The sequence below is a fragment of the Pseudomonas artemisiae genome, from assembly GCF_057128685.1.
This window is the reverse complement of sequence record NZ_JBSKHS010000003.1, coordinates 360,644-368,422: the sequence shown is the minus strand read 5'-3', so window position 1 is coordinate 368,422 and position 7,779 is coordinate 360,644. Positions and strand designations below refer to the sequence as shown.

Genomic DNA, 7,779 nt, shown 5'->3' with positions numbered 1-7,779 from the left:
CCCTGCAACAGGCTTCCACCGCGATCCTGTCCCAGGCCAACCAGATCCCTTCCTCTGTACTGAAATTGCTTCAGTAACATCGGCAGGTGATTCAATGAGAAAAGGGCGCCTCAGGGTGCCCTTTTGTCATTTTAGGATTGTAGAAAGTGGCGGATTCAGCCCCTGTACAACCTGCCCCACCCGCCACGACGGTCTTCACCTTCACGGACTGCACTTAGGTTCAACCATTGCCACTGAACAAGGTCAATAAATGTACAGGCGCAATCAATAGGTGGCAGCAGTGTGTGGAAGGTTTGTACAAGACAGAAGCCTGGCAGATTACGTCGACTGGCTCGGCAGCACTCCTGTGGGCGGCTATGACGGCATTCCCCTTGAGCGCTACAACGTGGCGCCCACCAGCAAGGTCCATGTGCTACACGGCAGCAGCGAAGGCCTGCTGATCTCTTCCCTCAAATGGGGTTGGCAACCTTTCTGGGCCCAGGGCAAGCGCCCGCCAGCCATCAATGCCCGAGTTGAAACCGTATCATCCAGTAAATTTTTCCGTGAAGCCTGGCCCCATCGGTTACTGGTACCGGCGGCGGGCTGGTATGAATGGGTAGCGGACCCGGCGGACCCTAAGCATAAACAGCCTTATTTCATCCACCTGAAAAGCGGCGAGCCCATGTTTTTTGCAGGCATTGGCCGTGAAGACGAAGGCTTTGTAATCCTGACCGCCGACGCCCTCGGTGGCATGGTCGACATCCATGATCGCCGCCCCATTGTGCTAATACCCGAACGTGCCAAGGAGTGGATGGACCCGGCTACCCCTTTGCCCACGGCCGAAACCATCGCGCGGGACCTGGGCACCGAGACCGAAGCGTTCGAGTGGTACAAAGTGGACCGGGCGGTGGGTAACGTTCGAAACCAAGGGCAACAACTGTTGCTGCCATTGGATCGCGGGCCAGGGTGGTGAGGCTTGACCGCCAAGCCCATTGGCGCCCGTTGGTCTCCCAGGGCGCTGCCGGTTCAGGGGTTTGCCTAAACAAAAGCTGGCAACGGCAGATACAAGTGCATCCACTTTCGAAGGGCCACCTCGATGCACTCGCCCCGCCGTCTGTTTCTTATGCTATCGCTGCCACTCGCGCTCGCCTGTGGTAAAACCTTGGGCGCTGAGGCAGCGCCTGCCTCGGGGTTGACCCAGCAGCTTGCGGTATTAACCGGTTGTTATGTCTCCGCGCAAGCCCTGGGGCTAAAGGCACAAGCCGACCAGTATCAAAAGCTGGGCGAGCGCTCGGCCAGCGAACTTCGCCACAGTCGGGGTGAAGACCTGACCTTTGATGAAGGCGTGGCGCACTTTCGTACGTCAGTGGTGGACACGTCCCCGGCCAGCTATCGGCAGTATTTGAGCGACCGTTGTGCAAGCCAGTACTAGCACCTGATCGCGCGCGCTTGTGCCGCCAGTCACCAGGCCGATTGGCGGACGCGACACCTTTGAACGCTGGCCGGGGACGCATTTTAACCCTGGGTCGCGCCTTGCGTGTTTGAGCCGGAAGGTGGCAAGACGGCCCATTATCCGAGAGGGCCCCCAGGTCGCTAGACAATCGCAGGCTGTAGCCCGCCAAGGCGTCAATCCAGCGGCTCGGGGAGTTTGGCCACAACCTTGATTTCCACGTCAAAGCCATACAGCCAGGTCACTCCGACAGCGGTCAGCGTAGGGTAAGGCGCCTGGCCCCAATACTGCGGCACCACGTCCCATACCCGCTCGAAGATGGCTTGCGGGTCCACCATAAAAACGGTCACATCCTGAACGTCATCGAAGGTGCAACCCGCTGCCGCCAGCACGGCGCTGAGGTTTTCAAACGCTCGGTGGACCTGGGCATGCAGGTCGGGCTCGGGCGAACCATCCTCGCGGCTACCTACCTGGCCTGAGACGAACAGCAAGCCACCGGCACGTACAGCAGCCGAATAGTGGTTGCGCTCATACAGGGGTTGGCGGCCCGCGGGGAAGACGACATCACGCTTATTCATGTAAAGCTCCAAGGCAGGAAGGTACCTTGCCACTCTAGGGCGGTTGCCACTGCGCGATAAACACGCAATGCTGGCCAGGATTGTTCGTGATTTCCAAACAATAAGGAGCGCCATGGACAGGTTCGATGCCATGCAAGCCTTTGCCCGAGTGGTTGAAACAGGCAGCTTTACCCAAGCCGCCCATACCCTGCACATGAGCAAAACCACGGTCAGCCAGTTGATTCAGCAATTGGAAGCACGGTTAAGGGTCAAGCTGCTCAACCGCACCACGCGCCGGGTAAAAGTGACCGCTGACGGCGCGATCTACTATGAGCGCGTGCAATACCTGTTGGCTGCGCTGGAAGACACCGAAACCGCGCTCTCCAGCGCCGCTACCGCGCCGCGCGGGCGATTGAGGGTGGACGTGCCCAGCCCTTTCGCACGGTTGCTGTTGATCCCAGCGCTACCGGCGTTTCAGGCCCTCTACCCTGATATTCAACTCGACCTTGGGGTCAGCGACCGCCAGGTAGACCTGATCGACGAAAACGTAGATTGCGTGATTCGCGGTGGTGAAATCCTAGATACCTCGCTGATCGCTCGCCATATCGCCGACCTGCCCTTGGGGGTTTACGCCGCCCCCAGCTACCTGGCTCGGCATGGCGTGCCCGCGCATCCCCATGACCTCACCGGTGACACGCACCATGTAGTGGGTTATCGCTGGGCGCGCACCGGCAAGGCGCTGTCTTACGTGATCAACTACGCAGGCGAGCGGTTGGAGGTTCATGCCAGGCACATGCTCACCGTAGACGACGGCAATGCCTACCTGGCTGCAGGCCAGGCGGGCCTGGGGGTTCTATGGCTACCGCGCTATATGGCGTGTGCTCTGGTGACCCGTGGTGAGCTGGCGCCCTTATTCGAGCAATGGAACACCACCCCCATGCCCCTGTACCTGGCCTATGCGCCAAATCGACACGTTAGCCGCAAGCTCAGGGTGTTTATGGACTGGGTGATGGCCCTGATGGCCGAGCAGGCTCCGAACGTCACCCTGCCCCCTGGGCGAGAGATCACTGCCTGAATGCGTTCATGTCTGAAAGCAACAGGGTCAGCAACCGGCTGGCCCCTACACTAAGCTGACGCCCCAGCCGAGTGATGAGCTGCGCTTCGGGGCTACTAAAGCTTTCGTGCTCAAGCGCCAGTGCAACCAGGCGGCCGGCCTGAATCTCTTCCTCGACCACGAATTGCGGTAAAAGCGTTACCCCACCTTGCATGGCATAGCGCTTGAGCATCGCAATGCTGCCGCAGGTCATGGTGGGGGTCAGGGTAATGCCCAGTTGATGCTCGGCCAGGGCGAGGATCTGCCGAATGCCATAGGACACGCTTGGCACGGCCAGCCTGTATTGATCCAGGCCCGCGAGGGGCACGGGCTTTTTAGCCGCGGCCAGGGCGTGTTCAGGGCTGACGATAAGCCTGACCGGCTGTTTGCGACGAACATGGGCACGTATCTTCAGATCATTGGCTGGGTTGAATACCAGGCCGATGTGCGACTCATCCTCCATCACTTGGCGAATCACCTCGTTGCTGGCGCATACGCTGATCTGCAAATCGATCTTTGGATAACGCCCGGAGAACTCCGACAGCGGCCCGGCCAGCCCATCGATAAAGCCTTCCCCCACCGCCAGCACGATGCTGCCCGATTGCAGCCCGCGAAGGGCCTGGAGGGAATCGAGCAACACCTCCTGCTGGGCGAGCCGTTGACGATAGTAATCCAGTACCCGGCCCCCTGCCTCGGTAGGCCGTACGCCGCGTCGGTGGCGTTCCATCAGGGGGGCGTTCAGTTCCTGTTCCAACTGCGCGATGTGACGGCTCACAGCCGAAGGCGCCACGTTCAGCGAGTCGGCGGCGGCACGCACGCTGCCCAGCCTGACGGCTTCGAAAAAATACAGGATTCGCCGATCTTGAACGAGGCTCATGGCTCCCCAGCGTTGCGGTAAGCGCAACAAAATACCAATTTTTGGATTATTGCTGCTTGGTCTCAGGGATGTCCATACTGCTTCCACTCAAGGTGATCCAGGCACCCCGGCCCTTGCGCCCCAGGGGCGGCACTTGAACACGGAACACCCCGCCATCCAGTTGCATCTCCACGCGCCCCACCCCTGGCTAACACCAGCGTGGCAGGCAGCACCGTTTTCCAGCGTATACACCGTTAAACAGGTACCGGCATGGGCATTAAAGTAGGCGTCATCGGGTTGGGTAATATGGGCGGCGGTATGGCTGCTACCCTGGCCAGCAAGGGTTTCGATGTGAGTGGTTTCGATCTGTCCGATACCGCTCTGGCGGCGGCTCGGGCAAAGGGTATAAAACCGGTCACGGACCGGGCCGCGCTGATCCGGCAATCCCACGTGCTGATATTGTCATTGCCCAAGGCCCAGCACGTCGAAGCCGTGTGCCTTGGGGAACAAGGCGTAATGGCGCTGGGTAACCAGGGCCTTATCGTGGTCGACACCACTACCTCTACCCCAGAGGCCAGCCGCAAGGTCGCCGGTGAGCTGGCCACCAAGGGCATCGCGTTTGTCGATGCACCAGTCTCCGGTGGGCCTAAAGGCGCGGCGTCCGGCACCATGTCCATGGTGATAGGCGCGGAGGATGCTGACCTGGCACGTGTACTGCCGGTGCTCGAAGGCATGAGTGGCGTGCGCACCCACGTTGGGGGTGTGGGGGCTGGCAACGTTGCGAAAATCGCCAACAACATGCTCGCCGCCTGCCATTTGATCAGCACCGCCGAAGCCGTGAGCATGGCCGCCAAGGCCGGCGTCGACCCAGAAAAATTGCTCCAAGGCCTGAACGCTGGATCGGGCCGTAGCGGCGCCACCCAAGTCATGTTCCCCACCTGGGTGCTGAACAAGGCGTACAACTCAGGCTTCACCATGGGGCTGATGCGCAAGGACGTGGGCCTTGCCAGCGACTTGGCCGAGTCCCTGGTGGTAGACCTTCCGCTGTCCCGCGCCGTTGCCGAGCTCTGGAGCGCCAGTGCCGAAACGTTGGCCGACACCGAGGACTTCTGCGCCATCGTTCAACGCACCGATGCCCACCTCTACGGCACTGGAGAATAATCCATGAGCACTCAATCTATTCTGAACCTGATGCGCCCATTCTGGGGTGACGCCAGTGTGGTCGGTAGCTATGTGGGCGGTGAATTCACCCCAGGCCATGGCGCACCGATCGAGGTTCGCAACGCCCACGATGGCTCGGTACTCATGACCTACGCCGACGCCGATGACGCCCTGGTGGCCAAGGCCGACACCGCCGCGCGGCATGCGCAATGCCAGTGGTGGGCCTTGACCGCCCAGGCCCGTGGCCGCGTGTTGTGGCAGGTCGGTACCGAGGTGCGCAGCCATGCCGAAACGCTGGCTCAGATCGAGTCGCTGACCGCCAACAAGCCAATTCGCGATGCTCGCGTGGATGTGGCCAAGGTCGCCGAGATGTTCGAGTACTACGCTGGCTGGGCCGACAAGCTACACGGCGAGGTCATCCCCGTACCCACCAGTCACTTGAACTACGTCACTTATGAACCTCTCGGCACGGTACTTCAGATCACCCCCTGGAACGCACCTATCTTCACCTGCGGCTGGCAGGTGGCCCCGGCCATGGCAGCGGGCAACGCCGTAATCTTGAAGCCCTCGGAGTTGACCCCATTGACCTCCCTGGCCGTAGCCGTGCTGATCGAGCGCGCGGGCGCGCCCAAAGGCCTGGTCAACGTGATCGCAGGCTATGGCCACACCATTGGCCAGCACTTCATCAGTACATCCAACATCCGCAAAGTGGTGTTCGTGGGCTCCCCCGCGACTGGCCGCCATATCGCTATTGCGGCGGCCCAGCGTTGCATTCCCGCGGTGTTGGAGCTGGGTGGCAAGTCGGCCAACATCGTGTTTGACGACGCCGACCTGGACGTCGCCCTGCGTGGCGCCCAGGCGGCCATTTTCTCCGGTGCGGGGCAAAGCTGCGTGTCCGGCTCCCGGTTGCTGGTGCAGGAATCGATTTTCGAAAAATTCACCCAGGCTTTGGCCAGCGCGGCCAAGCAGTTCAAGGTCGGCGACCCGCTCGACCCCGACACCCAAATTGGCCCGATCAACAACCCCAAGCAGTACGCTCACGTTAAAACGATGGTCGAGGGCGCTTTGGCTGAAGGCGCGCAACTGGTGGGCGCGCACAGCGTTCCCGTGCCAGACGCCCCAGGCTACTACGTCAACCCCACCGTACTGGCGGGTAACAACGCCATGTACTGCGCTCAAGAAGAAATCTTCGGCCCGGTGGTGGTGGCGATTCCGTTCAAAGACGAGGCCGACGCTATCCGTATCGCCAATGATAGCCGCTTCGGCTTGGCCGGCGCTGTATGGACGCGGGATGTCGGCCGTGCCCACCGCGTTGCCAAACAGGTGCGTGCCGGTACATTCTGGGTCAATGGCTACAAGACCATCCATGTAAGCTCGCCCTTCGGTGGCTACGGTGAAAGCGGCTACGGTCGTTCCTCTGGCCTGGACGCGCTGCGCGAGTACAGCGAAGTCAAAAGCGTGTGGGTGGAAACCGCCGCGCAACCGGCTGCAAGCTTTGGCTATGGCGCAAGCCTGGAGTAACCACGATGACCATTTCTAAAGCATTGATCGATGATGCCCGTACCTGGCGCCAAGGCTTTCACGCAAAGCCTGAGCTGGGCTACAACGAGCACCAAACGTCCCAGCAGGTTGCGCAACTGCTGGAGAGCTTTGGCCTCGACGTGCACCGTGGCCTGGGCGGCACGGGAGTGGTGGGCACTTTGAAGCAGGGCGTTGGCCCTTCAATTGGGCTGCGGGCCGACATGGACGCGCTGCCCATTCAGGAACTGGGTGAGCCCGCGCACAAATCCACCCACGGTGGATGTATGCATGCGTGCGGCCATGACGGCCATACCGCCATTTTGCTGGCAACCGCCCGGCACCTGAGCGCAACCCGCCACTTTGCCGGTACGGTTTACTTTATCTTCCAGCCCGCCGAGGAAAACCTGGCGGGTGCGAAGAAAATGATCGAGGATGGCCTGTTCGAACGCTTTCCCATGGACGCTATCTACGGGCTACACAACTGGCCTGGGGTTCCCGCTGGGCGGGTAGTGATCAACCCAGGGCCGATGATGGCTTCGCTCGATACCTTTGAGATCAGGCTAACCGGCAGGGGCTGCCACGCGGCCATGCCGGACAAAGGCGCCGACCCTATAGTCGCGGCCTGTGAGGTGGTGCTCGGCCTGCAGACCATCGTTTCTCGGCGCCTGTCGCCACTGGACTCTGCGGTGGTCAGCATTACGCAATTCAACGCCGGTGAGGCAATCAACGTTATTCCCGAATCTGCTTCGCTCAAAGGCACGGTGCGCTGCCTGCAATCGCCGGTGCGGGACAAGGTGCAGCAGCTGATCAGTGAATTCGTCAAGCAGATGCCTCTGGCCTTCGGCGTCAAGGGCGAGCTGATCTATACCGTGGGCTATCCTGTCACTGAAAATGACCCTAACGCCGCGGCCAAGGTGCGTAGCGCCGCGGTCGCTGCCGTCGGCGAAGAAAACGTGCAATGGGGGTGTAACCCGTCCATGGCCTCGGAAGACTTCGCCTTTATGCTCAAGGCTCGCCCCGGCGCCTATGTGTGGCTGGGCGTAGACGGAGAAACCCCCTCCGCCGCCCTGCATAACCCCTACTACGACTTCAACGATCAGGTGATCGAGCCAGGGGTGAAGCTTTGGGCCAAGTTGGTAGAACAGGCCTTACCGGTTTAGCG

General features: G+C 60.9%; 9 protein-coding genes. 6 read left to right on the top strand and 3 right to left on the bottom strand.

All coding sequences use genetic code 11. The annotated features are described in order from the left end of the window. Window positions 1-280: 280 nt before the first annotated feature. Together ACWKV4_RS06160 and ACWKV4_RS06155 are read left to right on the top strand one after the other, a co-directional pair. Entirely contained in the window at window positions 281-952 is a 672-nt protein-coding gene (locus ACWKV4_RS06160; protein ID WP_483830574.1) for an SOS response-associated peptidase, read from the top strand. Between the two features lie 123 nt (window positions 953-1,075). Next, window positions 1,076-1,411, top strand: a complete 336-nt coding sequence (locus ACWKV4_RS06155; RefSeq protein ID WP_483830575.1) for a hypothetical protein — start codon at window positions 1,076-1,078, stop codon at window positions 1,409-1,411. A 194-nt stretch (window positions 1,412-1,605) separates the two neighbouring features. On the opposite strand, the gene ACWKV4_RS06150 is transcribed toward ACWKV4_RS06155, so the two are convergent. After that, entirely contained in the window at window positions 1,606-2,007 is a 402-nt protein-coding gene (locus ACWKV4_RS06150) for a RidA family protein (protein WP_483830576.1), read from the bottom strand. Between the two features lie 112 nt (window positions 2,008-2,119). Here ACWKV4_RS06150 and ACWKV4_RS06145 point away from each other — a divergent pair, with 112 nt between their 5' ends. Then, on the top strand, window positions 2,120-3,061 hold the full coding sequence (locus tag ACWKV4_RS06145) for a LysR family transcriptional regulator (RefSeq protein WP_483830577.1): 942 nt from the start codon (window positions 2,120-2,122) through the stop codon (window positions 3,059-3,061). Here the strand turns inward: ACWKV4_RS06145 and ACWKV4_RS06140 are convergent. Beyond that, window positions 3,051-3,956: a LysR family transcriptional regulator gene (locus tag ACWKV4_RS06140; protein ID WP_483830578.1), complete on the bottom strand. Its 906-nt coding sequence runs from the start codon at window positions 3,954-3,956 to the stop codon at window positions 3,051-3,053. The genes ACWKV4_RS06145 and ACWKV4_RS06140 overlap by 11 nt on opposite strands. Before the next feature lie 46 nt (window positions 3,957-4,002). Then, window positions 4,003-4,128 (bottom strand): hypothetical protein, encoded by a 126-nt coding sequence (locus ACWKV4_RS06135; RefSeq protein ID WP_483830579.1) that lies wholly within the window; start codon window positions 4,126-4,128, stop codon window positions 4,003-4,005. A 77-nt stretch (window positions 4,129-4,205) separates the two neighbouring features. Here ACWKV4_RS06135 and ACWKV4_RS06130 point away from each other — a divergent pair, with 77 nt between their 5' ends. From ACWKV4_RS06130 to ACWKV4_RS06120, 3 genes are read left to right on the top strand one after another with little or no spacing between them, the layout of a single operon-like run. After that, window positions 4,206-5,096, top strand: a complete 891-nt coding sequence (locus tag ACWKV4_RS06130) for an NAD(P)-dependent oxidoreductase (protein ID WP_483830580.1) — start codon at window positions 4,206-4,208, stop codon at window positions 5,094-5,096. A gap of 3 nt (window positions 5,097-5,099) precedes the next feature. Further along, window positions 5,100-6,617, top strand: coding sequence for an aldehyde dehydrogenase family protein (locus ACWKV4_RS06125; RefSeq protein WP_483830581.1), 1,518 nt, complete (start codon window positions 5,100-5,102; stop codon window positions 6,615-6,617). Between the two features lie 5 nt (window positions 6,618-6,622). Continuing rightward, the gene (locus ACWKV4_RS06120) at window positions 6,623-7,777 is read left to right on the top strand and encodes a M20 aminoacylase family protein (protein ID WP_483830582.1); all 1,155 of its coding nucleotides are present in this window, start codon (window positions 6,623-6,625) and stop codon (window positions 7,775-7,777) included. Window positions 7,778-7,779 lie beyond the last annotated feature (2 nt).